The following is a 22,869-nucleotide window of genomic DNA, read 5'->3' as shown; positions in this document are numbered from 1 at the left end:
CTCCTGGTGATCGCCCTGCTCTCTTCGACTGACCCGCGCTCAGCCGGCGTACGCGTCCGCCGCGAGCAGGGCGATCACCAGGAGTGAGCCGGCGGTCGTGAGGACGAATCGCACCACCACCAGGGACCGCAGCCAGGCGGGGAACCCGGTGCTCGCGGCGGCGATCACCCGGCGGGCGTCGAGGGCCCGCGCGGCCGGGTCGGCGGACCTCGCGAGGGCGGCCTGGGTGTAGCGGGTCGCGAACACCTGGCCGGTGGTCACGAGCCCGGCGCCGACGAGGACGAGCGGCTGGACGATCCAGGTCAGTGCGCGGCCGGTCTCGTTCCCGGTGAGGTTGAGCACGCCGAGGGCGGCCAGGACCGCGCCGTTGGCCAGGGCCAGCCCGCATTCCCAGGCCCGCTCGGCGAAGCGGATGCCGTGGCGGTCGAGCACGGCGGGCGCGTGGCCCTGGCGGGCCACCTCCGCCTCGGCGGCCCGCTGCGCGGCAGCTCCGGTGAACCAGACGGTGATCGGCAGGACGAGGAAGGTCGTGGCGAGCAGCAGCTGCTGCGCGGCGATCAGGCTGGTCATGGCGTCCCCCGGTCAGGCCGTGGCGGTGACGAGCGGGGCGAGGAACGAGGCGGCGAACACCACGGCGTTGCGGGCGTTCGCCAGCTTCCACGTCCAGGACGGGAAGCCGGACTCGGCCGCCTTGAGCAGGGCGGCCACGTCGATGCCGGCCAGCACCGGGTCGCCCTTTCGGGCGAAGGCCGACCGCACGGACGACACCGCGGTGAGCTGGCTGTGGATGACGAGGCAGTGGACGACCAGGACGAGCGACTGCACGATCCAGGTCGCCGTGCCGGACCATGAGACGGCGGCGACGTTCATGACCGCCACTGCGACCAGCACGGCGGCGATGCCTCCGGGGGCCCACGTCTCGTGCCCGCCGGCGTCGAACCTCATGCCGTTCTCGGCGAGCACGGAGCCGCGCACCCCCTGGCGGTCCAGCTCGGCGTGGGCGCGGGCGGTGGCGGTCTACTGGCACGTCAAGAACAAGGACGACCTCATCCTGCTCGCGGGCGACCAGGTCTGGGACGAGCGGGGCCGCCATGACCAGGGCGCGCGAGATCGCCGGCGACTTCCCGCGCCTGCGCGCCCGCCTCGGCACGCCGTCGGACGACTACAACGCCACCCCGGAGCACACCTTCGAGTACGGGTTGCGCGCCCTCCTCGACGGCCTCGCCGCCACCCTCCCCTGACCGGCCTGACCGCCCACCCGTGCACCGGGCGGCGGCGATCGGTTCTGCTGGGGAGGGTGGCGGGGGCGGCTCAATGGGCTTACCGAGCACGACGGCGGGTTCCCCTGTGTGCGAAAAACTGATATCACTTTGCTAGCAAGGTGAAGTCATGCGGGAAGGGGAGAGGCGATGACGGAGACGTCGAGCGGTGTCGCGATCGAAGGGGCGGTCGTCGACATGCCCGCGCCGCGCATCGAGGAGCAGCCGGTGCGGGCCGCCAACGGGTTCGTGATGCTGGGGATCGCGGTGGTGCTGGTCCTGGCCGGGCTCGCGCTGCTCATCGTGGGGATCGTCATGCTGGCCCGCGGGCAGGGCGGGCTGTGGCTGGTCGTGCTGACCTGCCTGGCCACCCTCGCCGGGCTGGTGCTGTTCTTCGGGCTGACCGCCGTCGCGCCCGGCGAGGCGCGGGTCGTGCAGTTGCTCGGCCGCTACGTCGGCACCCTGCGCACCCCCGGCTTCCAGTGGGTCAACCCGATCACGGTGCGCCGCCGGGTGTCGACGAGGATCCGCAACCACGAGACGGACGTGACGAAGGTCAACGACGCCGACGGCAACCCCATCCAGATCGCGACCGTGGTCGTCTGGCAGGTGCAGGACACCGCGCAGGCGGTCTTCGAGGTCGACGACTTCGTGGAGTTCGTGGCGATCCAGGCGGAGACGGCCGTGCGCCACATCGCGGGCAGCTACCCGTACGACTCGCACGGCGACCCCCGGCTGTCGCTGCGGGACAACGCCGAGGAGATCAACGAGCAGCTGTCGACGGAGATCGCGGCCCGGGTGGCGGCGGCGGGCGTGAAGATCATCGAGTCGCGCATCATCCACCTGGCGTACGCGCCGGAGATCGCCCACGCGATGCTCCGCCGCCAGCAGGCGGGGGCGGTGGTGGCGGCCCGGCAGCGGATCGTCGAGGGCGCGGTCGGCATGGTCGAGATGGCCCTGGACAAGCTCGCCGAGCACGACGTGGTCGAGCTCGATGAGGAGCGCAAGGCCGCCATGGTGAGCAATCTGCTGGTCGTGCTGGTGGGAGACCGTGACACCCAGCCGATCGTCAACACCGGCACGCTCTACCAGTAAGCGCCGTGGAACGGAAGAAGATCCTCCTGCGGCTCGACCCGGTGGTCCACGACGCACTGGCCAGATGGGCGTCCGACGAGCTGCGCAGTACGAACTCCCAGATCGAGTTCCTGCTGCGCCGGGCCCTGTCCGAGGCCGGGCGCCTGCCCGACGGCGTGGGGCGGATGCGGCCCCGCGGACGCCCGCGCAAGACGCCGCAGGACGACGAGCACGAAGAGGGAGCAGACGATGGAGACGCTGGTGCACCAGGATGAGCCACTGACCCGATCGGCGTTCCTGCTGGCCTTCGACCTGCGCAAGAAGAAGCTGGTCAGCCGCGGCTACCTCGGCTACCTGCTGCGCGCCGCGGCCCTGGCCGACCTGCTGCTGGCCGGTCACCTGGCCGACGAGGCGGGCAAGGCGCGCGCGGTCAGCCCTCCCGGAGCCGGCGCCGGCTCCCTGCAGGCGGCCCTCTGGGAGCAGATCCACACCTCGCCGCCCCGGCCCTGGCGGCGATGGGTCCGCAAGGACCACGCCCAGGCGTTCCGGCTGGTGCGCGACGACCTGACGGCCGCCCGGCTGATCAGGGTGGAGCGCCACCGGATCCTGCTGTTCCCGATCGAACGCATCACGCTCCGCAAGCCATACGTGTCGCGCCGGCTCACCGAGCGGGTGAGCCGGGCGCTGCGCGGCGGCCGGCCCGTGGCCCGGCTGGACGACGGCGTCCGCGTGCTGGCCGCGCTGGCCGCGGCCGCCGAGCTCAAGACGGTCATGCCGCCGGCGAGGGAGCTGCGCAAGGACCGCATCCACCACCTGTCCCTGCCCGTCGAGCCGATCACCACGGCGCTGCGCCAGACCGTGGAGGCGGCCAAGGGGGCGCAAAGCGCCGCCGGCTGACGACTCGGCCGACGCGCTGATTCGGAGGAGACCACCGTGAACACCTCGACCCCCGCACCGACCCGCGCTTCCGGCCCGCCCGGCACGTCCGCCGGACGCGCGCTGGCCCCCGACCTGGCTCGCGGCCTGATGCTGCTGGCCATCGCGTTCGCCCACGCCCCGCTGTTCGTCACCGACGTCGAGCGCGGGCCCAGCCTGGCGAACGAGATCGCGGCCTTCTTCCACATGGTGTTCGTCAACAACCACGCCCGGCCGCTGTTCGCCTTCCTGTTCGGCTACTCGCTGGTCCAGCTGCTGAACCGGCGGCTGGCGCGCGGCGAGCAGTGGGTGAGCGCCCGCAAGCTGCTGCGCCGGCGCGGCTGGTGGCTGGTCGCCATCGGGTTCGCCCACGTCGTGCTGTTCGTCCCGATCGACATCCTGGCCACGTACGGGCTGGCGGCCGTCCTGCTCGTGGGGCTGCTGCGGCGCTCGGACCGGGCGCTGCTGTGGACGGCCGGCCTCGTCATGGTGCCCGCCACACTCATGGTCGGCGGCGCGATGGGGTTCCCGCTGTCGCAGGGCATCCCGACGTTCGTCAAGGGCAGCATCGCCACGGGCGGCGCCGGTTTCGGGGAGTTGCTGACCGGGCGCCTCATGGGCTGGCCGTTCACTCTGGCCGTCGGTCTGCTCATGGTGGTGCCCGGCGTGCTGATCGGCATGTGGGCGGGCCGGCGGGGTTTCCTCGACGAGCCCGCGAGGCACCGCTCCTTCCTGACCCGCGCCGCCGTGATCACCACGGCGCTGTCCGTCGCCGGCAGCGTCCCGGCGGGTCTCATCCAGGCCGGCTGGTGGACGGACGCCTCCGGGGCGGCGCTGTGGGCGGCGTCGTTCGCGCAGCCGCTCACCGGCTACGCCGGCGGCATCGGCATGGCGGCGATCGTCGCGCTGGTCGCGATCCGGGCCGCCCGCGGCCGGGGCCGGTTGACGACCGCTGTGGAGGCGCTCGGACAGCGCTCGATGAGCTTCTACCTCTTCCAGTCGGTCGCGTTCGTCCTGGTCTTCTACCCGTACGGGCTGATGCTGGAGGACGACCTCGGCCTGGCGCACGCGACGGCCGTGGGCGCGGCGACCTGGCTGGTCTCGCTGCTGATCGCCGACGTCATGCGGCGCGCCGGGCACCGCGGCCCGGCGGAGATCCTGCTGCGCCGCCTGGCCTACCGGAACCGTCAGGACGCGTCGGGCCCCAGATAGGCGAGGACGGCGGCGACGCGCCGGTGCACGTCGCCGCTGTTCTCCAGGCCCAGCTTGGTGAAGATGGCATTGACGTTCTTCTCCACCGACGAGATCGACAGGTGCAGGGCGCGGGCGATGGCCGAGTTCGACAGCCCGTGGGCCATCTCGCGCAGCACGTCCCGCTCGCGGGCCGTCAGCGCCTCCCGCTGCCCGCGCACGTCGTGCCTGGCCAGCAGGCCCTCCACGACCTTCGGGTCGATGACCGAGCCGCCCGAGGCCACCGCCCTGATCGCGCCCAGCAGCTCGTCGAGGTCGCCCACCCGGTCCTTGAGCAGGTATGCGTAGCCCTCGGTGCCGTGCTTGAACAGTTCGAACGCGAACAACGCGTCGGAGAACTGCGACAGCACCACCACCCCGACCTTCGGATGCGCGGAGCGGATGCGGTGGGCCGCGTCGATGCCCTCGAAGCCCTGCCGCCACTCCCCTCCGGGCATCCGGATGTCGGTCACCACCACGTCCGGCCCGAGGCGGCGTACGGCGTCGAGCAGCTCGTCGGCGTCGCCCACCGCGCTCACCACCGTCACCTCGCCGGACATCTCCAGCAGCCTTCGTGTGCCCTCGCGCACCAGGTAGTGGTCGTCGGCCACCACCGTGCGGATCCGCTCACCCATCGACCGGCACCCACGCGTTCACCCGTGTCCCCTCTCCTGTCCCGCTGTAGACCGTGAGCCCGCCGCCCAGCGCGTCGAGCCGGTCGGACAGGGTCGCGAGCCCCCTCCGGCCGGTCGTCGCCGGGTCGAAGCCCTTGCCGTCGTCGCTCACCGTGGCCTGCAACCGGCCGTCGTGGTGGTCGAGGTGCACGTCGATGTGCGCCGCCTCGGCATGTTTGAGCGCGTTGGCGACGGACTCGCTCACGGTGAAGTACATCGCGCCCTCGACCTGGTCGGCGAAGCGCCTCGTGCGCAGCGACGGCGACGTGGTCACCGTCGTGCGGACGGGCAGGCGGGAGCAGCGTTCCTCCACCGCGTCCACCAGGCCGCCCTGGCTGAGGGACGACGGGTGGATGCCGGCCGCCAGCTCCCGCAGGTCGGTGAGCGTCTGGCGGGCCTGCTCCCGCAGGTCGGCCAGCATGCCGGGGTCGGCCCCGCCGGTGGCCCTGGCCAGTTCGAGGCCGGCGATGAGGGCGACGAGCTGCTGCTGCACGCCGTCGTGGATGTTGCGCTCGATGCGGCGGCGTTCGGCCTCCTGGGCGTTGACCAGGCGGGCGACCAGGCCGGCGCTCTGAATGGCGAGCCCGGCCGGCACCGCGAGGGATTCGAGCAGGCGCCGGTCCACCCGGGTCAGCGCGCCGGAGACCTTGGGCCCGCACTCGATGCGGCCGAGACCGCCGCGTACCGGCATCTCCAGCACCGCCGGGCCCTCCTCGCGGCCGGAGACAACACGCGTGCCGTCGGGCAGCGCCACGGCCGCCCAGGTGAGCTCCAGCCCGGAACGGACGGCGGCGGCCAACCGGCCGAGCTGCTCCACCGGCTCGGTGGTGACCTCCAGGGCGGTGCCGAGGTCGGACAGCACCTCGTCCACGGTCGGGCGCAGGTCGAAGACCATGTGCAGCCGCGATCCCCGGACGCCGACGCGGATGTCGAGCAGCCGGTGCCGCACGACCGCCACCGCGATCGCGGCCGGCAGCGCCCCCACCATGACCAGAGCACCGAACGCGCCCAGCGCGTGCACCTGCGTCGGGGCGAGCTGTGCCTGCTGCGCCTGGAGGACGAAGATCATCAGTACCGTCATCCCGGCCAGTGACGCGCAGAAGCCTCCGACCATGAGCGCGTACTGGGGGCGCTCGCCACGCTCGGCGCGCCGCCACCGGCTGACCAGCCCTCCGAGCACGACCAACGCCATGATCCAGGTGACGAACTGCCCTAGGGCGCTCGCGACGGCCGCGAGCAGCATGGAGGCCGAGAACTCCGCGGCGCCGCCCGGGAATCCGATCATCCCCAGCGTTCCGGCGAAGTGCATCGCGATCGCGACGCCGGAGATCCAGGCCACGATCCGCCATCGGCGCCCCGGCGGCACCTGCCCGTCGGGGAACAACAGTGGCAAGAAGATCAGGATCAGGCCGTAGAACACGGTGAACATGCTGCTGAGCGGGTGGGTGAGGAACGCCGGCGCGCCTTGGGCCGCCAGCCCCACGCCGAGCGTGCCCAGGCCGAAGCTCAGCCCGGCGGCCAGCAGCAACCAGCCGTAACGAAGCTCGGGACGCCGGGACGCCAGCAGCCAGCCCAGCGCGGAGAAGCCCAGGCACACGGCCACGGACGCGTACTGATCGGGCGCGGCCGGCACCGGGCTCGGCAGGAACCAGCCGGCGACGGTGGCGCCGGCCCCGGCGAATGCGAGCAGCGCGGCCAGCAGCCTGGTTCCCATAAAGCCTCATGGTGTAGGGGCGTCGAGCAGGGCGTCTATGAGGTTATCCGCATATTTCTTACGGCTGGCTTCCTCGCCCGGACGGCGGCCCACCGGGTGGCTGTGATCACCTTCCATGGAGTCTTCTGGAGATCGCCAATCACACCGGCCACCGTGCCGATGCCGAAGGGAGACCCCCATGTCCAGTCCGTCGAAGCCCACCCGGCTCCTCGCGGCGGCCGCCGTGGCGCTCACCATGTCGGCCTGCGTGAGCGCCCCCGCTCCCGCCTCCGCCGATGCCACTCCCACGACCGGCAACACGACCGGCAACACTGCCGGCAACACAACCGGCAACACCGCCGTCGCCGCCCCCGAGATCCCCGACACGCCCGTGGGCCGGCAGCTGACCTGGCTGCTCGACGCCGTCGGCCGCGCTCCGCTGCCGGAGAGCGAGCTGACCGCCCACTTCGCCGCGGACTTCCTCGCCAGTGTCCCGGCCGCGCAGCTCAACGAGGTGCTGGTCCAGTTCGCGGGCATGCGGCTGGAGCAACTGCAGGTCCAGCAGAACGCGCTGGTCGCCCGCGTCACGGCCGCCGGGACGCCGTTCACCGTCCAGATGACCGTGGACGGCGCGGGGCTGATCAGCGGCCTGCTCTTCCAGCCCGTCCTTCCGCCGCCCGCCATCCCCACGAGCTGGGACGAGATCGACGACCGGCTGGCGAAGACCGCGCCGCGGACCGGTTTCCTGGCCGCCGAGCTGACCGCGAACGGCAAGTGCCTGCCCGTGCACGCCGTCGCCGCCGGCAAGGCGCAGCCGCTCGGCTCCATGATCAAGCTGTACGTGCTCGGCGCGGTGGCCAAGGCGGTCAAGACCGGCGCGTTCGACTGGGACACGCAGCTCACGATCACGCCCGAGCTCAAGAGCCTGCCGTCGGGCCGGCTGCAGGACCGTCCCGACGGCAGCAAGGTGACCGTGCTGGAGGCGGCCAAGCTGATGATCTCCATCAGCGACAACACCGCCACCGACCTGCTCATCCACAAGGTGGGCCGCAAGGCGGTCGAGCGCACGATGCGGGCCTGGGGCGCCCACGACAAGCGCAACGTGCCGGCGCTCACGACGCGGGAGCTGTTCGTGCTCAAGGGCGCCGGCTACCCGCGGCACGCCGAGCGTTACCTGTCGATGGGCGACGCCAAGCAGCGCGCCTACCTGAAGGACGTGGTGGCCAAGGTGCCGGTGTCGCAGGTCGCGCCGTGGGCCGCGCCGCGCGAGCTGGACACCATCGAGTGGTTCGCCTCCCCCTCCCAGATTTGCCGCGCCTACGCGGGGCTGGTGAAGTCGGGCGACCCGCGTGTCCACGAGGCCATGTCGATCAACGACGCGGGCCTCGACCTGGACGAGAAGGCGTGGCCGCGGGTGTGGTTCAAGGGCGGCTCGGAGCCGGGCCTGTCGGACCTGAGCTTCCTCGCCCGCACCGCCGCCGGGAAGTCGTACGTCGTCACCATGATGGCGGTCGACCATGACAAGCCCGTTCCGCAGCAGGTGACGCTGGAGCAGCTGGCGCTGGCGAAGGGCGCGTTCGGGCTGGCCGCGGATTCGTGATCTCCCGCAAGGAATAGTTGAATTATCAATCGGGTTGAGCCGGGCAGATTCCGCTGGAAGGAGCGCGACATGCCCGCCGTGACCGTCGAGAACCCGTTGACCCTCCCCCGCCTGCCCGAGCCCGTGGCAGCGGCCCCCGAGAGGAAGGTGCTCGCCGTCGAGACCGCGCCGAGCGGCTTCGAGGGCGAGGGCTTCCCCGTACGCCGGGCGCTGGCCGCCATCAAGCCGGAGTACCTGGACCCGTTCGTGATGATGGACCAGATGGGTGAGGTCGACTACGCGGCCGGCGAGCCCAAGGGCACGCCGTGGCACCCGCACCGCGGCTTCGAGACCGTGACGTACATGATCGACGGTGTGATGGAGCATCTCGACTCCAACGGGGGCGGAGGCACCATCACGAACGGCGACACCCAGTGGATGACGGCCGGCGCCGGGATCCTGCACAAGGAGGCGCCGCCGGAGTGGCTCGTGCAGCAGGGCGGCCTCTTCCACGGCATCCAGCTCTGGGTGAACCTGCCCGGCGCCAAGAAGATGATCGCGCCCAAGTACCAGGACATCGGCAGCACCAACGTCGCCCTGCTGAGCAGCCACGACGGCGGCGCGCTCGTGCGGCTCATCGCCGGCGACCTGGCGGGCACCGTCGGGCCGGGCAGCACCCAGACGCCGATCACGCTGCTGCACGCCACCCTCTCGCCGGGGGCGCGGCTGGTCATGCCGTGGCGCAAGGACTTCAACGCCCTGGCGTACGCGCTGTCCGGCCGCGGGACGGTGGGGAGCGAGCGGCGGCCGATCGCCGGCGGGCAGCTCGCGGTGTTCGACGGGTTCGGCAACCGGCCGGGCCTCACCACGGCCGGTGAGACCATCTCGATCACGGCCAAGGACACCCTCGAGGTGATCGTGCTGGGCGGTGAGCCCATCGGCGAGCCGGTGGCGCACTACGGGCCGTTCGTCATGAACACGCGGGAAGAGCTGGTGCAGGCGTTCGAGGACTTCAAGGCGGGCCGGCTCGGCACCGTCCCGGCCCACCACGCCTGACCCGTGCACGACCGGGTCGCCCGGCATCCCGGGCGACCGGGTCGAGGTCGCGCGCTACTTCAGGGTGAGGCAGGCGACGCGGGCGCCGGCTTCGCCGACCTTCGGCCCGGAGGTCACCGTCGGGTCGGAGTGGATCACCAGGGAGCCCGGGAGCTTGGCCTGGGTGAGCGTCCAGTCGTTGCGCGAGGTGGAGCGGCCGGCGCCCTCGGCGTCGGTGGTGAGGTCGAGCCAGACCTCGCTGGACGGGTTGATCTGACCCGTGTGGTGCTGGAAATGCGGGCCGGCGGCCTCCGGCTTCTTGCCGCAGGGGTTGACGTGCAGGTGGGAGCCGTAGCGGCGGTTGGGCAGCAGGCCCTCGACCACCAGCGAGGTGCGCGTCTGGCCGCCGGAGGACTCCACGGTGACGCTGGCCTGGGAGCCTTCGGGGGCGAGCTTGCGGTCGTAGACGATGGCCGAGGTGTCGTCGGTGGTGAACTCCCCGGCGCCGGTCAGCTTGATCGGCTCGCCGCCGGGCGACTCGCCCGGTGACTGGCCGGGCGACGCGACGCCCTTGGCGTTCGTCGCGTCCTGCGCGGGGCCGGGCGGGCCCGCGCAGGCTGCGGTGAGAAGGACGAGCAGGAGTGCGGGCACGCGCATTGGATGACCCCCATGATCCGAGCCCCCTCCGGATCGAGGGCTCCGAGAGGCCACCCACTCTAATCAGTGACCGGACTGCTACGGAGGGCTATCACCACCTAGGCGCCATGTTTTGCCGCGATGTCATCGATCAGGGCCGCGAGCGTGAAGTCGAGATCGGTCAGGCCGCCCTGGTCGTGGGTGGTAAGCGCCAGCCGCAGCGTTCGCCAGCGGATGTCGATGTCGGGATGATGGTTGAGCTCCTCGGCCTTCACCGCGATCTCGTCGACGATGCGGATCGCGGCCGGGAAGTCGGGCGCCTCGACCGTGCGCCTGATCTCGTCACCCTCGCGCCGCCAGGCGGGCAGGTCGCTGAGTCTGCTTTCGACGTCCATGCGGCCCACGTTACTTCAGCGCGCCCGAGCTGAGCCCGGACTGGATCTGCCGCTGGAAGACGATGTAGACGACCATCACCGGCAGGATCGTGATGGACAGCGCGGCGAACAACGCGGGCCAGTCGGCCTCGTAGCCGGCCAGCGTCGAGATGCGGGCGATGCCCTGGGTGAGCACCCATTTGTCGGGGTCGCCGGCCAGCAGCACCAGCGGCAGCAGGTACTGGTTCCACTGGCCGAGCACGTTGAAGATCGTGATGCTGACCAGGCCCGGTCTGGCCATGGGCACCATGATCTGGACGAACGTCCTGGTGTGGGAGGCGCCGTCGATCATGGCGGCCTCGGCGACGGCCTCCGGCAGCGTGCGGAAGAACGCCGCCAGGAAGAAGACCGTGAACGGCAGCGAGTACGCGATGTAGACGAGCACGAGGCCGGCGTGCGAGTTGAGCAGGCCGACCTGCCGCACGACGAAGAACAGCGGCCCCAGCGCGAGGAACACGGGGAACGCCAGCCCGGCCACGAAGTAGTAGTAGATCAGCCGGTTGCCGGCGAAGGAGAAGCGCGCCAGCACGTACGCCGCCATCGAGCCGAACACCATCGTGCCGGCCGTACCGAAGAAGACGACGATGACGGTGTTGAGCATGTACTGCCCGATGTGCGCGGTGTCCCAGGCCCGCCCCCAGGCGTCCAGCCGCAGCTCGCCCGGGAGTCGCAGCGGGTCGCCGAAGATCTCGGTGTTGTTCTTGAACGACGCCAGGAACGTCCACAGCAGCGGTGCGATGATCAGCAGCGCCCAGACCGCCAGCGCCACGTGGGACAGCCCGCTCAGCACGCCGGGCCTCGGCCTTTCACGCATGTCTAGAGCTCAACCCTCTCACGCCGGGTCGTCCGCAGGGTCAGCACGGCGAACGTCACGGTCAGGAAGAACAGCGCCACGCCCATCGCGGAGGCGTACCCGACCTTCTGGTAGGAGAAGGCGGTGTTGTAGATGGTGACGGGCAGGATGGTCGTGGCGCCGTCGGGCTCGCCCTTGTCGCCCGCCAGCACCTGGATCAGCGCGAAGCCGTCGAGGGCGGCGATGCCCAGGTAGATCCAGCCGACCTGGACGGTGTCGCGCAGCAGCGGCAGTGTGATCGAGAAGAACAGCCGCACACGTCCCGCCCCGTCGAGGGCCGCCGCCTCGAAGTAGTCCTTGGGGATGGCGGCCATGCCGGCCGAGAAGAGCACCACGTAGAAGCCGACGCCCTGCCAGACCATCACCGCGATGACGGACCACAGGGCGAGGCCCGGCTCGATGAGCCAGCCGACCGGCTCGACGCCGAGCCTGGCCAGCACGCCGTTGATCACGCCGACCTCGTCGGGCCGGTAGATGGCCTGGAAGAGCACCCCGACGACGGCCACGGCGAGCACCTGGGGGAAGAAGAACACCACCCGGTAGAACCGGGAGCCCCACAGGCCGCGCATGCCGTCGCCGCTGGGACCGCCGCCGAGGTTCAGCAGGAAGGCGAGGAAGAGCGCGATGGCGATGGTGACGACGGGCAGCGTCAGCAGCATGATCCCGTGGTTGCGCAGGGCCTGCCAGAACACCTCGTCGCCGAACAACCGGCCGAAGTTGTCCAGCCCGACGTAGGCGACGACCGAGCTGTAGCCGTTCCAGCTGGTCAGGGAGAGCTGGAACGCCTGGACGTACGGGCTGATGACGAAGACCGTGTACAGCACGAGGGGGACGGCCAGGAACGCCGCCACGAACCCGTACGTGCGCCACCGCCGCATGGGCTACCGGCTCCGCGTCTGCTTGGGGACCGACGCGTCGTCCTTGATGGCGTCGGCCTTCTCCTGGAGGTCGGCGCAGAAGCGTTCCGGGGTGATGCGTCCGGCCATGACCGCGTTGGTCTGCGCGGTGCCGTAGTCGAAGAGCTCCTTGTACCAGCCTTCGAACCGGGCCTCGGTGATGATGTTCGCGCCCGCGCTGTCCTGGGCCCTGGCCGCGCTCATCAGGCCGGCGGGCAGGTCGAGGCCCTCGGCGGCGCCGTTGACGACCGTGAGGTTCTTCGTCCGCTCGGTGAAGCCGCGCGCGCCCTCCTTGGAGAGCATGATCCGCAGGTACTCCAGGCCGCCCTGGGGGTTCTCGCCCTTGGCGCCGACCACGAAGTTCTCGCCGACGCCGACCTGGATGGCGCCGTACGGCATGGCGTCGGCCGCGGTGACGTCGGGGATGGGGGCGATGGCGTACTCGAAGTCGTCCGGCTTGTCCTTGGCCATCTCGTTCTCGATCCAGGAGCCGACCGGGTAGAAGAGCACCTCGTTGCGCAGGTGTTTGACCTGGGTCTGGGTGTGGTCGAGACCGAAGTACGATTTTTCGCCATATTTCGCCTGGATCTCCACCCAGGCGGTGACCGCCTGCTTGACCGGCTCGGCGTTCCAGGCGCCCTCCGCCAGGTTGTCGATGTCGATGATGACCTGGTTGCCGCCGATCTTGGCGGCGGTGTAGAGGAGGTTCCAGAGCTGGTAGTACGGGCCCTTCTGCCCGGGATAGGCGAAGAGGGCGATGCCCTCCTTCTTCGCCTGCTCCCCCAGCGCCGTGAACTCCGCCCAGGTCGTCGGCACCGCCCAGCCCATCGAGGCGAAGAGCGCGGCGTTGTACCAGAGCGCCCGGTGCGACACGGTGTAGTTCAGGACGAGGTCCTTGCCGTCGATCTTGGCGTTGTCGATCACGGCGGGCGTGATGGTGTCGCGCACCCGCTTGGCGGGGTCGTCGATCGAGGGCGCGTCGAACAACGGGGCCAGGTCGGCCAGATGGCCCTCGGCGGCCAGCGCGGCCAGGTCCATCGACTCGGGCCCGGAGTTGTTGAGCACGTCGGGCACGTCGCCGGCCACGAAGCGCGGGCGGAGCTGGGTGCCGATCTGCTGGGTGGCGTTGTGCTCGATCGTGACGCCGGGGAACGCCTTCTTGTAGAGCTCCTGGTGCAGCTCCCTGGCGTAGGCGTCGCCGTACCCGCCGCTGAAGATGACCACCTCCAGGGGCTTTTTCGCATCGACGCCGAACGGGTTGCGCGCGTCGGCGGAGGCCGTGATCGAGGGGGCGGGGGCGGGTTCGCCGCCCGTGCCCGCGGTGGCGCAGGCGCTCAGCAGGCCCGCTCCGGGCCCGGCGACGAACGCGGTCATGCCGATGCGGCGCAGCAGCCCGCGCCGGGTGATCTCGCCCGGATGGGTCATGGCGGCTCCCGAATTAGGAAAGTTTCCTAAACGTTTCCCGCAACGTACGAACGCCGCCCGCACCCGTCAAGGGGTGGCGCTCCAGACGTGACCGTGCCGTGATCCCTTGCGTAGAACGATGTTCTGGAAGGAGAGTGGGGTGCATGATAGTCGAGTACGCGGACCGCGTGTGGCGCGGCGAATCGGACGACAGCATCGTGGACGCCGGCACGAGCGGCAAGGGCGTCCACACGATCGCGGACGGCGTGGGCTGGTGGCCCGGATTCGGAAATGTCATCACTTTCGAGACCGAAGGCGAACTGGTGCTGTTCGACACCAGCAGCCCGTTCTCGGCCGCGCAGCTGCACGAGGACGTACGGGCCTGGACGCGGGCGCCGCTGACGACGGCGTTCTACTCGCACGGGCACATCGACCACGTCTTCGGGACGGGGCCGTTCGAGGCGTCGGGGCCGCGAGCCACGATTTATGCCCATAAAGCGGTCGTGGACCGCTTCGAGCGATATTTGCTGACCAATGGCTACAACGCAGTGATCAACCAGCGGCAGTTCCAGGCCCCGAACCTGCGCTGGCCGTCCTCCTACCGCCACCCCGACGTCACCTACACCGACGCGCTCACCGTGCGGCGCGGCGGGCTGACGTTCGACCTGCTGCACGCCAAGGGCGAGACCGACGACGCGACCATCGGCTACGTGCGCGAGCACAGGCTGCTGCTGCCCGGTGACCTGTTCATCTGGGTGACGCCCAACTGCGGGAACCCGCAGAAGGTGCAGCGTTATCCGCGGGAGTGGGTGCACGCGCTGCGGCGGATGGCCGCCATGGACGCCGAGATCATGCTGCCCAGCCACGGCGCCCCGATCTTCGGCCGCGACCGCGTCCGGCAGGCCCTGCTGGAGACCGCGGAATGGCTGGACTCGCTGGTCACGCAGACGCTGGAGCTGCTCAACGCGGGCGCGCGGCTCGACGAGATCGTCCATTCGGTGCAGCCCCCCGCCCACCTTGCCGACCGCCCCTATCTGCGGGCCCGATACGACGAGCCCGAGTTCGTCGTACGGAATCTGTGGCGCCTTTACGGCGGCTGGTACGACGGGAACCCGGCCACCCTCAAGCCCGCGCCCGACGCCGTGGTGGCGAGATCGGTGGCCGAGCTCGCGGGCGGCGCGGCGGCCCTCGCGGACGCGGCGCTGAAGGCCCTGTCCGACGGCGACGAACGCCTGGCCGGCCACCTGGCGGAGATGGCCGCCCTGGCGGCCCCCGACGACCCGGGCGTGCACCGCGTACGCGCCGAGGTCTTCTCCGCCCGCGCGGCCGGCGAGCTGTCGCTCATGGCGAAGGGCGTCTTCTCCTGGGCCGCCGCCGAGTCGCGGAAGCGGTCGTGACGGTCAGTCCTTCCACCACTCCGGGCGGAGTGGGGGGCTGATCCGGGCAGGGAGTCGGCGGGGACGTCGCCGGGCGCGAGGACGTCGATCGTGACGGCGTCGGAGGCGGTCCTGTTCACGTTCTCGACGATCCAGTCGTCCCCGACGTGCTCAGGGCTGACGTGGTAACCGTGTCCGCTGCCGCCGCCGCACGGGCTCGCGCCCCTCCCGCATGATCGACTCCAAGGAGGCGTAGATCTCCTCGAACCGGCTTTCGAGGTCGACTCCCACGTGGGCTCCTTAATCCGATGCGACGCTTACCCCATGTCCGTAATGTCGGGAGCATTACGGGTCGCGGAGGGAGCGTTTGGTGATGGGCGTCATCGGAGTGGGCGTGGTGCTCGAAGGGGCGGACGGGCGGATCCTGCTGGGTGAGCGGATCAAGGCCGGGGAGGAGCCGTCGTGGTGCCTGCCGGGCGGGGCGGTCGAGCCCGGGGAGACGTTCGAGGCGGCGGCCGTCCGGGAGCTGGCGGAGGAGACGGGCGTGCGCGACGGCGGGACGCCCCGGGTGACGGCCGTGGTGCTGGACCACCCCGGGGGCGCGGTGCGGGTGACGGCGGCGGTGCGCGTGGCCGCGGGCGCGACGGCCCCGGTGGTGACGGAGCCGCACGTGTTCCGGTCGTGGCGCTGGTTCGCACCGGACGATCTCCCTGAGCCGCTGTTCCCGGCCACCGCCCGCGTCCTCGCGACCCAGGACGAGGCCGGCCGCTACCCCGTCACGGACGCCGCGGCGTCCTGACCCCGCTCCCTCACGACTGTGAGGGCGGGCGTCCCAAGTGGGGCTGAGGGGGACGGGCGGACGGCCGGCGTGCGGTCAGGCGAAGTGGGCGCGGGTCTCGGCGAAGGCCTGGTCGGTGCCCTCCAGGGCCTTGGCCACGTCCTCCTCGGTGTGGGCGGCCGACATGAACCAGTTGTGCCACGGGTGGACGTAGACGCCGTGCCGCAGGCAGGCGTCGCTCCAGTGCATCGCCACCGACAGGTCGGCGTCGCCGTCGAAGCTGAGCCAGGGGACCGTCACCGGACCCGTCTGGTTGACGACGAAGCCGTGCGCCTTGGCCTGGGCGTACAGGCCCTCGCGGAGCTGGGCGCCGGTGCGGTGCATGCCCGCGATGCCGTCGGTGTCGCGCAGGGTCTCGATGGTGGCCTTGGCCGCGGCCATCGCCACCGCCGAGAACCAGAACGACCCCGTCGAGTACAACGTCTGGGCGGCTCCGCGCAGCGCGTCGGCGCCCGTGACGGCGGCGATCGGGTAGCCGTTCGCCATCGCCTTCGACCAGGCCGTCAGGTCGGGCCGCACGCCGTACGGCTCCCACGACCCGCGCAGGTCGACGCGGAACCCGGCACGCACGTCGTCGATCACCAGCGCCGCCCCGAGACGGTCGGCCAGTGCCCGCGCGCCGCGCGCGAACGCGGGCTCCACCAGCTCCTGGTCCTCGAACGAGTCGTGCTTGAACGGCGTGACGATGATCGCCGCCACGTCGCCCTCCACGGTCGCCGCCGCGGCCTCCAGCGACTCCAGCGAGTTGTAGTCGAACTCCACCAGGTCGGCCCGCTCGTTCGGCGTCGTGCCGGACGGGGAGGGCGTGCACCACGGGTCGGCCCCGTGGTAGGCCCCGTGCGCCCGCAGCACCTTGGTGCGCCCGGTGGCGGCCCTGGCGACCATGAGGGCCTGGGTGGTGGCGTCGGTGCCGTTCTTGGAGAACATCGCCCAGTCGGCGCTCGGCACGGTGTCCACCAGCAACTCGGCCAGCTCCACCATGATCGCCCCCGGGCCGTTGAGGCAGTCGCCGAGCGCGGCCTGGCGGGCGGCGGCCTCCTCCACGCGCGGGTGCCGGTGCCCGAGCACGACGGGGCCCCAGCTGCACATGAAGTCGATGTACTCGCGGCCGTCCACGTCCCACTGCCGGCAGCCTTCGCCGCGGGCGAAGAACTGCGGGTAGCCGGGGGCGAAGAGGGCGGCGTTGAGGTGGCCGTACATGCCGCCGGGGACGACCTTCGAGGCGCGGCGGCGCAGGTCAGCGTCGTTCATGGGGGTCCTTCAGAGGAGGCTGAGGGTGGAGGCGAGATCGGTGAGCCCGGCGTCGGAGCCGAGGCCGGTCGCGACGCGGGCGGCGGCGGCCGTGCCCCAGCGGGCGGCGACCGGCACGTCCTGCCCGTGCAGGAGCCCGGTGAGGAACCCGGCGCAGTACGCGTCGCCGCAGCCGGTGGTGTCGGTGACCTCGGTCTTGATGGCGGGCACCCGCTCGGTGGTGTCGCCGGTCACGACGAGGCTGCCGGCCTCGCCGAGGGTGACGAGCACGCCGCGCGGCCCCTCGGCCAGCAGGGCGCGCGCGGCCTCGGCCGTGCCGGTGGCGCCGGTCATGAGCAGGGCCTGCGCCTCGTTCGGCAGCACGTAGTCGACGTGCGGGAGGAACGCCCTGGCCACGGCCAGCAGGTCGGGCATCTCCGACAGCAGGTCCATCGTGACGATCGTGCCGGACGCCCGTAACTCGTCGAGGAGCTCGAAGAACGCCGGGTCGCCCAGGCCGAAGGTGACGTCCATGCCGCCCAGGTGCACCGCGCGGGCGGCGCGCAGCACGCCGGCGTCGAGGTCGGCGTACGCCAGCGAGAGGTTCGCGCCGGGCACGTGGAAGCTGGGCCGCCCGCCGTCGCGCCGGATGGGCAGGATCGACGCGGCCGTCTGCTCGCCCGCCCTGCGGACCAGCCGGGAGGCGTCCACGCCGCGCCTGGCGAGCAGCGCCAGCAGGAAGTCGCCCAGCTCGTCGTCGCCGACCGCGCCCATGGTGACCACGTCGTTGCCCAGCTTGACCAGGTCGACGGCCGTCCCGGCGGCGGCGCCCGCGGCGGTGATGCGGATCTCGTCGACCAGCACGGTGTCCTGGCCCTCGGGGATGTACGAGACGGGCCGGGCGAGGATGTCGACGATGTGCACGCCGACGGTGACGACGGTCATAGGACAAAGAGACAGATGCCCGGATGAAAAGTCAACAGCAAAGATCAATGACCGGTTCGCGGGTGTTACATTCCACCGCATGAGCCTGCGCGAGCAGTTGTGCGAGTACGGACGCCGCGCCGTCGAGCTCGGCCTGGTCATCGGCACCTCGGGCAACCTCAGCGTGCGCGACGGCGACCGGATCGCGGTGACGCCGTCGGGGGCCGCGCTCGACCGGCTGACGCCCGAGATGTGCCCGATCGTGGACCTGGCGGGCCGGCTCGTCGCGGGCGACCTGCGTCCCTCCAGCGAGACCCCCATGCACCTGGCGATCTACGAGGCCACCGGCGCGGGGGCGGTCGTGCACACCCACGCGGTGTTCGGGACGGTCGTGGCCACGACGATGACCGAGCTGCCGCCCGTGCACTACAACGCGCTGCTGCTGGGCGGCATGGACGGCGTCGTCAAGGTCGCCGAGTACGCCACGTACGGGACTCCGGAGCTGGCCGCGAACGTGCGGGCCGCGCTGGAGGGCCGGCGGGCCGCGCTGATGGCCAACCACGGCGGGGTGACCGTCGGCGCGACCCTGGAGGAGGCGTTCGAGGCCACCCGCCTGCTGGAGTGGTTGTGCGAGGTCTACGTCCGGGGGCTCGGCGTGGGCGAGCCGGCGATCCTGACCCCGGAGCAGCTCGCCGCCGTCGCCGAGCGGGCGCTGAACCCGCCGGACTTCCCCCGCCTATGACCCGAGGGCGGCCTTCTCGGCCAGCCCGAGCGGCAGCCCGCCCGACCCGGCGATCCGGTCGTGGAACTCCTTCAGCGACCCCTGGAACGACTGCCGGATGCGGTCGATCTCGATGGCGCCCGTGAGGTACGACGGCGCCTGCGTGGGCCAGGCGCAGTAGCGGTTGACCTCGCCCTGCGCGGTGCCCGGCGACAACGACGCCTTGGTGGCCATGAACGTCTCGGCCTCCTCGATCGGCATGTCCTCGCAGTGCAGGGCGGTGTCCACGACGATGCGGGCGGCGCGGAAGATCCGGCAGTCGAGGTGGGCCAGCTCGGTGGCCGGGGTGTCGAAGTAGCCCTGCTCGTGCAGCAACTTCTCGACGTACAGGGCCCAGCCCTCGGTGAAGTAGGGCGTCCTGAAGACCTTCCGGACGGTGCGCGGGTTGCCCGCCATGTACGACAGGTGCCAGTGGTGGCCGGGGTAGGCCTCGTGCACGCTGATCGAGGGCATCTGGGCTCGCGAGTTGGTGCGCAGGCGCTGGCGTACCTGCTCGGGGGTGAAGTCGTCGGGGGTGTAGGGGACGAAGAAGACGCCCGTGCGCGAGGCGCTGAGCGGCGGCGGCGACAGGTAGTGGGCGACCGACAGGACCGGGCGGGTGTACTCGGCCGAGGGCAGCACGTGGCACTCCTCGCCGTCGGCGAACGTGACCAGGTCCCGCTCGCGGACGAACGCGCGGGCGCGCTGGGTCTCGGCGTCGTACTCCTCCCGCATGGCCTCCAGGGTCGGCGGGTGGTCGTCCATGAGCGACTCCATGGCCGCCCGCCAGTCCTCGGTGCCGTTGACCTTGATCGCCACCTCGCGCATGCGCGCGTCCAGCTCGGCCCAGGCGGCCTTGCCCTTCTCGTGCAGCTCGGCGGCGCCGTAGCCGAGCATCTCGCGCTCGCGCAGCAGGGTGGAGTAGAGCTGCTCGCCCATGCGCCATGTGCCGCCGCACTCGAAGCCCTCGAGGAACGTCACCAGCTCGTCGAACGCCCGCGCGGCCGGCTCGGCGGCCTCGGCGAGCCGCGCCCGCAGGCCCTCGTCGCCGACCATGGACGGGATCGTGCGGGTCAGGAAGTTGCGGCCGGTGCGGGCCTGGCCGAGACCCCGCTTGACCAGCAGCGGCGCGGCCAGGTCGGGGTCGAGGTTGGCGCGGCAGGCGGCGAGCACGCCGGGCACCTCGGCCAGCCGCAGGATCGCCGACTCCACCAGCTCGGGCTCGGGCTTCAGGCGGCGCTGGAACGGCGCGTACATCGAGTTGAAGATCGGCCCGAGGTAGACGCTCGGGTCGCGGCGCCACTCGGGCCACGCCGCGAGCGCGATCGAGCCGCGCAGCTGCGACAGGACGAGGTCTCTGTCGATCGCGTCGTCGAGGGTGGGGGCGTCCAGCGCCGACAGTCGTTCGAGCCAGCGGGTCTCTTCGCGTTCGCGGTTCGCCCAGGCGGAGGCGGAGAAGTCGCCGAGCGTGTGATCGTAGCCCTCGGCGCCCAGGGAGCTCGCGGCAACGGGGCGGTCGGAAAAGTACCACTTGAGAAACTCGTCCACCGATGCACCATATCCTGATGAAATGCCCCTGCAGATCACCGGCGCGCTAGGCGATCCTGACCTGATCCGGCTCCCCTGGGACGTCCCGTTGGCGGACTGGCCCGAGCACCACCTCGTCGATCTGCCACGCGGCATCTCGCGCCACGTGGTGCGCTTCGCCCGGCTGTCCGGCAAGGTCTACGCGATCAAGGAGATCAGCGAGCGGTACGCCAAGCGCGAGTACCAGCTCCTGTGGGACCTGGCCCGGCTGGACGCCCCCGCCGTGGAACCGGTCGCGTACGTCACCGGCCGCGAGGGCGGGCTGGACGCGGCCCTGGTCACCCGGCACCTGCAGTTCTCGCTCCCCTACCGCGCGGTCATGTCGGGCACCCTGCGCCCCGACACCCTCACCCGCCTGCTGGACGCCCTGGCCGTGCTGCTTGTACGGCTGCACCTGAACGGCTTCTACTGGGGCGACTGCTCGTTGTCGAACACGCTCTTCCGCAGGGACGCGGGGGCGTTCGCGGCGTACCTGGTGGACGCCGAGACCGGCGAGATGCACCCGATGATCAGCGAGGGCCAGCGGCTGGCGGACATCGACGCCGCGCAGACGAACCTGTTCGGCGAACTGCTCGACCTGGAGGCCGGCGGGCTGCTGCACCCGTCGATCGACCCCCTGGAGACCGCCGAGGACGCCGTCGCCCGCTACCACCGCCTGTGGAGCGAGATCAACGAGAGCGAGATCATCGACGAGGTCGACTGGCACCGCGTCGAGCAGCGCATCAGGCGGCTCAACGTGCTCGGCTTCGACGTGGCCGAGATGATGGTGCGGCGCAAGGTCGGCACCGGTCGGCTCATCGTCCGGCCCAAGGTCGTCGACGCCGGCCACCACCAGCGGCGGCTGCTGCGGCTGACCGGGCTCGACGCCGAGGAGAACCAGGCGCGGCGGATGCTCAACGACCTCGACGGGTTCCGGGTGGCCAAGGGGCTGCGGCACGAGGACGAGGCCGTCGTGGCGCACCGGTGGCTGGCGGAGGTGTTCCAGCCGACGGTCGAGGCCATCCCGGCCGAGCTGCGCGGCAAGCTCGACCCGGCGCAGCTCTTCCACGAGATCCTCGACCACCGCTGGTACCTGTCGGAGGAGGCGGGCGGCGACGTGGGCCTGGCCGCGGCGGTGCGGTCGTACGTGGAGAACGTGCTGGTCCACAAGCCCGACGAGCGGGCGTTACTGCCGAACGACGCGTCCGAGTGACCCGCCCGGCCCATAAGTGAACCCTTTTCGTATATCGCACACTTATCCATAGCAGAGGTGTTTTTCTACGCCTTAGCCGTATAAAAGATTAACGCCAGGGTTTCTGGCCACATCAGGCGCATTTTCCTCCCTCTACGCTGTCCCCGTTCCGTACGGGAGAGGGGAGGAGACATGCTCGGCATCGACAGCTGCCTGGCAGAGGTCATGGCCATACCGGGGGCGCTGGACGCCATGCTGGTGGACCACACCAGTGGCATGGCGGTGGCGTTCAGCAACGCGTCGGGCGTGGACGCCGACCGCTCCGCCGCCGCCCTGACCGAGGCCCTGCGCGCCACGACCGACGGCCTGGCGCGCACCTGCCCGGGCGACGTCGTACGCATCGACGACATGCTGGTCACCACGGACAAGGGCCACCACCTGCTGCGGCTGATGGAGACCGTCTTCGAAGGCCCGCTCGTCCTGTACGTACGCCTCGACCTGGATCGATCGAACATCGCGCTGGCGCGGCACCGGCTGCAGTCCATCTCCAGCCGCCTGACGACGTGAGCCATGACGCAGCTCGACACACTCCTCGCCTCGCTCGCGCGCGAGCGCTCCACGGGCGCGCTGCGGATCGGCAGGAACGGCACCGTCTACCTGGCCGACGGGCGCGTCACGTACATGGAGTGCGCCCAGACGCCGGGAGTCGAGCGGCTGCTCGCGGCGCGCTGCCTGATGAGCGAGACGAAGCTGCGCGCCCTGCAGGCCGAGGGCGGCTGCGAGCGGCTGCTCGCCGAAGGGCCCGTCACGGCGGGCGAGCTGCAGTACGCGGTGCTCTCGGTGGTGCTGGACGCCGCCTTCTTCCTGCTGCCGGTCACCGGGTCGCGGCCGAAGTTCCGGCCTGGGGAACGGCACTGGCTCGGCGGGCAGTGGTTCTTCGACGTGGCCGGGCTGGTGCGGGAGTGCGCGCGACGGCGGGCGCAGCTGGCCCAGACCTGGCCGTCCGCGGACGTGGACACCCTGCCCGTACGCCCGGCGCCCCGGCTGCCCGGTCACGGCGTGACGCTGAGCCGGATCCAGTGGGAGGTCGTCGTCCGCGCCGACGGCAAGGCGACGCCGATGGAGCTGGCCAAGCAGATCGGCCGGCCCTGTTACCCGGTGCTGCTGGCCGTCCGGCGGCTCGCCGCGGCGGGCCTGCTGGAGCCGCCCGATCCGCCCCGCCCGCCGCCCGCGGAACGGCGTACGGGAACGAACCGGAAGACCGCCGAACCCGAGGCGTCCGCGGGCGCCCTGCCCAGACG

25 protein-coding genes are annotated in these 22,869 nt (G+C 71.3%); 13 read left to right on the top strand and 12 right to left on the bottom strand.

Annotation, left to right across the window (positions count from 1 at the left end):
- Positions 1-39: 39 nt before the first annotated feature.
- Both C1J01_RS28415 and C1J01_RS28410 read right to left on the bottom strand, forming a co-directional pair.
- Positions 40-570, bottom strand: coding sequence for a hypothetical protein (locus tag C1J01_RS28415; RefSeq protein ID WP_111182031.1), 531 nt, complete (start codon positions 568-570; stop codon positions 40-42).
- A 12-nt stretch (positions 571-582) separates the two neighbouring features.
- Positions 583-975, bottom strand: coding sequence for a hypothetical protein (locus tag C1J01_RS28410; RefSeq protein WP_111182030.1), 393 nt, complete (start codon positions 973-975; stop codon positions 583-585).
- Between the two features lie 116 nt (positions 976-1,091).
- Between C1J01_RS28410 and C1J01_RS50185 the strand changes: the two genes are divergently transcribed.
- From C1J01_RS50185 to C1J01_RS28390, 5 genes are all read left to right on the top strand, one after another.
- Positions 1,092-1,241, top strand: a complete 150-nt coding sequence (locus C1J01_RS50185) for a hypothetical protein (protein ID WP_181449013.1) — start codon at positions 1,092-1,094, stop codon at positions 1,239-1,241.
- 168 nt (positions 1,242-1,409) lie between these two features.
- On the top strand, positions 1,410-2,354 hold the full coding sequence (locus C1J01_RS28405; protein WP_111182029.1) for an SPFH domain-containing protein: 945 nt from the start codon (positions 1,410-1,412) through the stop codon (positions 2,352-2,354).
- 5 nt (positions 2,355-2,359) lie between these two features.
- Positions 2,360-2,608, top strand: a complete 249-nt coding sequence (locus C1J01_RS28400; RefSeq protein ID WP_111182028.1) for a type II toxin-antitoxin system antitoxin — start codon at positions 2,360-2,362, stop codon at positions 2,606-2,608.
- Positions 2,583-3,230 carry a GPP34 family phosphoprotein gene (locus C1J01_RS28395; RefSeq protein WP_111182027.1) on the top strand — a complete coding sequence of 216 codons (648 nt, stop codon included), beginning with the start codon at positions 2,583-2,585 and terminating at the stop codon, positions 3,228-3,230. Before C1J01_RS28400 ends, C1J01_RS28395 begins: the two co-directional genes overlap by 26 nt.
- 36 nt (positions 3,231-3,266) lie before the next feature.
- The gene (locus tag C1J01_RS28390) at positions 3,267-4,460 is read left to right on the top strand and encodes a DUF418 domain-containing protein (RefSeq protein ID WP_235854721.1); all 1,194 of its coding nucleotides are present in this window, start codon (positions 3,267-3,269) and stop codon (positions 4,458-4,460) included.
- Here C1J01_RS28390 and C1J01_RS28385 read toward each other — a convergent pair.
- Positions 4,436-5,113, bottom strand: a complete 678-nt coding sequence (locus C1J01_RS28385) for a response regulator transcription factor (RefSeq protein WP_111182026.1) — start codon at positions 5,111-5,113, stop codon at positions 4,436-4,438. The genes C1J01_RS28390 and C1J01_RS28385 overlap by 25 nt on opposite strands.
- Complete coding sequence (locus tag C1J01_RS28380) at positions 5,106-6,866, bottom strand: sensor histidine kinase (RefSeq protein WP_111182025.1); 1,761 nt, start codon at positions 6,864-6,866, stop codon at positions 5,106-5,108. Before C1J01_RS28380 ends, C1J01_RS28385 begins: the two co-directional genes overlap by 8 nt.
- 178 nt (positions 6,867-7,044) lie before the next feature.
- Here C1J01_RS28380 and C1J01_RS28375 point away from each other — a divergent pair, with 178 nt between their 5' ends.
- On the top strand, positions 7,045-8,445 hold the full coding sequence (locus tag C1J01_RS28375; RefSeq protein ID WP_181449012.1) for a serine hydrolase: 1,401 nt from the start codon (positions 7,045-7,047) through the stop codon (positions 8,443-8,445).
- Between the two features lie 69 nt (positions 8,446-8,514).
- A complete protein-coding gene (locus tag C1J01_RS28370) occupies positions 8,515-9,480 on the top strand; it encodes a pirin family protein (RefSeq protein WP_111182023.1) in 966 nt (321 codons plus the stop codon).
- Between the two features lie 54 nt (positions 9,481-9,534).
- On the opposite strand, the gene C1J01_RS28365 is transcribed toward C1J01_RS28370, so the two are convergent.
- From C1J01_RS28365 to ngcE, 5 genes are all read right to left on the bottom strand, one after another.
- Positions 9,535-10,110, bottom strand: coding sequence for a superoxide dismutase family protein (locus tag C1J01_RS28365; protein WP_181449011.1), 576 nt, complete (start codon positions 10,108-10,110; stop codon positions 9,535-9,537).
- A 104-nt stretch (positions 10,111-10,214) separates the two neighbouring features.
- Positions 10,215-10,490 (bottom strand): 4a-hydroxytetrahydrobiopterin dehydratase, encoded by a 276-nt coding sequence (locus C1J01_RS28360; RefSeq protein ID WP_111182034.1) that lies wholly within the window; start codon positions 10,488-10,490, stop codon positions 10,215-10,217.
- 10 nt (positions 10,491-10,500) lie between these two features.
- Complete coding sequence (locus C1J01_RS28355) at positions 10,501-11,343, bottom strand: carbohydrate ABC transporter permease (RefSeq protein WP_111182021.1); 843 nt, start codon at positions 11,341-11,343, stop codon at positions 10,501-10,503.
- A gap of 2 nt (positions 11,344-11,345) precedes the next feature.
- Entirely contained in the window at positions 11,346-12,260 is a 915-nt protein-coding gene (locus C1J01_RS28350) for a carbohydrate ABC transporter permease (RefSeq protein WP_111182020.1), read from the bottom strand.
- Between the two features lie 3 nt (positions 12,261-12,263).
- Positions 12,264-13,703: an N-acetylglucosamine/diacetylchitobiose ABC transporter substrate-binding protein gene (ngcE, locus tag C1J01_RS28345; RefSeq protein ID WP_220040137.1), complete on the bottom strand. Its 1,440-nt coding sequence runs from the start codon at positions 13,701-13,703 to the stop codon at positions 12,264-12,266.
- Between the two features lie 143 nt (positions 13,704-13,846).
- On the opposite strand from ngcE, the gene C1J01_RS28340 reads away from it, so the two are divergent.
- Together C1J01_RS28340 and C1J01_RS28335 are read left to right on the top strand one after the other, a co-directional pair.
- On the top strand, positions 13,847-15,079 hold the full coding sequence (locus tag C1J01_RS28340) for an alkyl sulfatase dimerization domain-containing protein (protein WP_111182019.1): 1,233 nt from the start codon (positions 13,847-13,849) through the stop codon (positions 15,077-15,079).
- A 352-nt stretch (positions 15,080-15,431) separates the two neighbouring features.
- Positions 15,432-15,857 carry a nucleotide triphosphate diphosphatase NUDT15 gene (locus tag C1J01_RS28335; RefSeq protein WP_111182018.1) on the top strand — a complete coding sequence of 142 codons (426 nt, stop codon included), beginning with the start codon at positions 15,432-15,434 and terminating at the stop codon, positions 15,855-15,857.
- Positions 15,858-15,932: 75 nt separating this feature from the next.
- Here the strand turns inward: C1J01_RS28335 and C1J01_RS28330 are convergent, their stop codons facing one another.
- A complete protein-coding gene (locus tag C1J01_RS28330; RefSeq protein ID WP_111182017.1) occupies positions 15,933-17,147 on the bottom strand; it encodes an aminotransferase class III-fold pyridoxal phosphate-dependent enzyme in 1,215 nt (404 codons plus the stop codon).
- A gap of 9 nt (positions 17,148-17,156) precedes the next feature.
- Positions 17,157-18,071, bottom strand: coding sequence for a carbohydrate kinase family protein (locus tag C1J01_RS28325; protein ID WP_111182016.1), 915 nt, complete (start codon positions 18,069-18,071; stop codon positions 17,157-17,159).
- Between the two features lie 79 nt (positions 18,072-18,150).
- Between C1J01_RS28325 and C1J01_RS28320 the strand changes: the two genes are divergently transcribed.
- Complete coding sequence (locus tag C1J01_RS28320; RefSeq protein ID WP_111182015.1) at positions 18,151-18,792, top strand: class II aldolase/adducin family protein; 642 nt, start codon at positions 18,151-18,153, stop codon at positions 18,790-18,792.
- Here the strand turns inward: C1J01_RS28320 and C1J01_RS28315 are convergent.
- Positions 18,787-20,358, bottom strand: a complete 1,572-nt coding sequence (locus C1J01_RS28315; RefSeq protein ID WP_111182014.1) for a DUF885 domain-containing protein — start codon at positions 20,356-20,358, stop codon at positions 18,787-18,789. The genes C1J01_RS28320 and C1J01_RS28315 overlap by 6 nt on opposite strands.
- A gap of 22 nt (positions 20,359-20,380) precedes the next feature.
- Between C1J01_RS28315 and C1J01_RS28310 the strand changes: the two genes are divergently transcribed.
- The 3 genes from C1J01_RS28310 to C1J01_RS28300 form a co-directional block, all read left to right on the top strand.
- Entirely contained in the window at positions 20,381-21,589 is a 1,209-nt protein-coding gene (locus tag C1J01_RS28310; protein ID WP_181449009.1) for a DUF4032 domain-containing protein, read from the top strand.
- Positions 21,590-21,760: 171 nt separating this feature from the next.
- On the top strand, positions 21,761-22,135 hold the full coding sequence (locus C1J01_RS28305) for a roadblock/LC7 domain-containing protein (protein WP_111182013.1): 375 nt from the start codon (positions 21,761-21,763) through the stop codon (positions 22,133-22,135).
- 3 nt (positions 22,136-22,138) lie between these two features.
- Positions 22,139-22,869 (top strand): ADAM 12 protein (locus C1J01_RS28300; protein WP_111182012.1); only part of this gene is annotated, 731 nt, incomplete at its 3' end.

Source organism: Nonomuraea aridisoli (assembly GCF_003236395.1).
Taxonomy (GTDB): domain Bacteria; phylum Actinomycetota; class Actinomycetes; order Streptosporangiales; family Streptosporangiaceae; genus Nonomuraea; species Nonomuraea aridisoli.
This window is presented reverse-complemented; position numbering and strand designations above follow the sequence as displayed.

Excerpts from the sequence above, each read along its gene's own strand:
- C1J01_RS28385 (WP_111182026.1), bottom strand. The coding sequence starts at position 5,113 with ATGGGTGAGCGGATCCGCACGGTGGTGGCCGACGACCACTACCTGGTG.
- C1J01_RS28360 (WP_111182034.1), bottom strand. The coding sequence starts at position 10,490 with ATGGACGTCGAAAGCAGACTCAGCGACCTGCCCGCCTGGCGGCGCGAG.
- C1J01_RS28330 (WP_111182017.1), bottom strand. The coding sequence starts at position 17,147 with ATGAACGACGCTGACCTGCGCCGCCGCGCCTCGAAGGTCGTCCCCGGC.
- C1J01_RS28370 (WP_111182023.1), top strand. The coding sequence starts at position 8,515 with ATGCCCGCCGTGACCGTCGAGAACCCGTTGACCCTCCCCCGCCTGCCC.
- ngcE (WP_220040137.1), bottom strand. The coding sequence starts at position 13,703 with ATGACCCATCCGGGCGAGATCACCCGGCGCGGGCTGCTGCGCCGCATC.
- C1J01_RS28335 (WP_111182018.1), top strand. The coding sequence starts at position 15,432 with ATGGGCGTCATCGGAGTGGGCGTGGTGCTCGAAGGGGCGGACGGGCGG.
- C1J01_RS28380 (WP_111182025.1), bottom strand. The coding sequence starts at position 6,866 with ATGGGAACCAGGCTGCTGGCCGCGCTGCTCGCATTCGCCGGGGCCGGC.
- C1J01_RS28415 (WP_111182031.1), bottom strand. The coding sequence starts at position 570 with ATGACCAGCCTGATCGCCGCGCAGCAGCTGCTGCTCGCCACGACCTTC.
- C1J01_RS28340 (WP_111182019.1), top strand. The coding sequence starts at position 13,847 with ATGATAGTCGAGTACGCGGACCGCGTGTGGCGCGGCGAATCGGACGAC.
- C1J01_RS28395 (WP_111182027.1), top strand. The coding sequence starts at position 2,583 with ATGGAGACGCTGGTGCACCAGGATGAGCCACTGACCCGATCGGCGTTC.
- C1J01_RS28310 (WP_181449009.1), top strand. The coding sequence starts at position 20,381 with ATGCCCCTGCAGATCACCGGCGCGCTAGGCGATCCTGACCTGATCCGG.
- C1J01_RS28305 (WP_111182013.1), top strand. The coding sequence starts at position 21,761 with ATGCTCGGCATCGACAGCTGCCTGGCAGAGGTCATGGCCATACCGGGG.
- C1J01_RS28375 (WP_181449012.1), top strand. The coding sequence starts at position 7,045 with ATGTCCAGTCCGTCGAAGCCCACCCGGCTCCTCGCGGCGGCCGCCGTG.
- C1J01_RS28350 (WP_111182020.1), bottom strand. The coding sequence starts at position 12,260 with ATGCGGCGGTGGCGCACGTACGGGTTCGTGGCGGCGTTCCTGGCCGTC.
- C1J01_RS28355 (WP_111182021.1), bottom strand. The coding sequence starts at position 11,343 with ATGCGTGAAAGGCCGAGGCCCGGCGTGCTGAGCGGGCTGTCCCACGTG.
- C1J01_RS28320 (WP_111182015.1), top strand. The coding sequence starts at position 18,151 with ATGAGCCTGCGCGAGCAGTTGTGCGAGTACGGACGCCGCGCCGTCGAG.
- C1J01_RS28405 (WP_111182029.1), top strand. The coding sequence starts at position 1,410 with ATGACGGAGACGTCGAGCGGTGTCGCGATCGAAGGGGCGGTCGTCGAC.
- C1J01_RS28325 (WP_111182016.1), bottom strand. The coding sequence starts at position 18,071 with ATGACCGTCGTCACCGTCGGCGTGCACATCGTCGACATCCTCGCCCGG.
- C1J01_RS50185 (WP_181449013.1), top strand. The coding sequence starts at position 1,092 with ATGACCAGGGCGCGCGAGATCGCCGGCGACTTCCCGCGCCTGCGCGCC.